1 protein-coding gene is annotated in these 769 nt (G+C 73.3%); it reads left to right on the top strand.

Annotated elements, in window-relative coordinates; genetic code table 11:
- Positions 1-107 precede the first annotated feature (107 nt).
- A partial coding sequence (locus B2W70_RS01855) for a DEAD/DEAH box helicase (protein ID WP_286742266.1) occupies positions 108-769 on the top strand: 662 nt, incomplete at its 3' end.

Here is a 769-nt window from a genome sequence, read left to right as displayed (position 1 = left end):
AGCTGGCTGAGGCGTCCAAGGCCTCGTGCCAGCCAGCCGGTGAAGGTGCGGCCTCGGTGGCGATTTCAGGCGCCGAGCCAGGAACAACCGCCCCCGACCCCACCGCCTTGCCCGACCTCAGCGCCCAGCAGGCCGACGCCCTGGCTCGCCTGGCTGCATCGCCTCCCCAGCCCAGCCTGCTGTGGGGCAGCACCGGCAGCGGCAAGACCGAGGTCTACCTGCGCGAGGCGCAACGCGTGCTCGACGCCGGCCGCCAGGTGCTGATGATGGTGCCCGAGATCAACCTCACGCCGCAGCTGGAAGCCCGCGTGGCCGCGCGTTTCGCCGGCCGGCGCATCGTCTCGCTGCACAGCGGCCTGACGCCAGCCCAGCGCCTGCGCAACTGGTTGATGGCCCTGCGCGGCCAGGCCGACGTGGTGCTGGGCACGCGCCTGTCGGTGTTCACGCCGCTGCCCCGCCCGGGCCTGATCGTGGTCGACGAAGAGCACGACCCCAGCTACAAGCAACAAGACGGCGCCCGCTACTCCGCGCGCGACCTGGCCGTCTACCGAGGCCGGCTCGAAGGCGTGCCGGTGCTGCTGGGTTCGGCCACGCCCAGCCTGGAGACCTGGTTCAACGCCCTGCCCACCAGCGAAGGCGGCACCGGCCGCTACCTGCGCCTGGCCATGCCCGAGCGCATCGGCGGCGGGGCGATGCCCAAGGTGCGGCTGCTGGACATGTCGCGCGCGCCCAAGCCGGGCCGGGGCGAGTCCGCCCCGCCACTGTCGGC

It is taken from the genome of Aquabacterium sp. UBA2148 (assembly GCF_002328915.1).
Lineage (GTDB): Bacteria > Pseudomonadota > Gammaproteobacteria > Burkholderiales > Burkholderiaceae_C > Aquabacterium > Aquabacterium parvum.
This window is presented reverse-complemented; position numbering and strand designations above follow the sequence as displayed.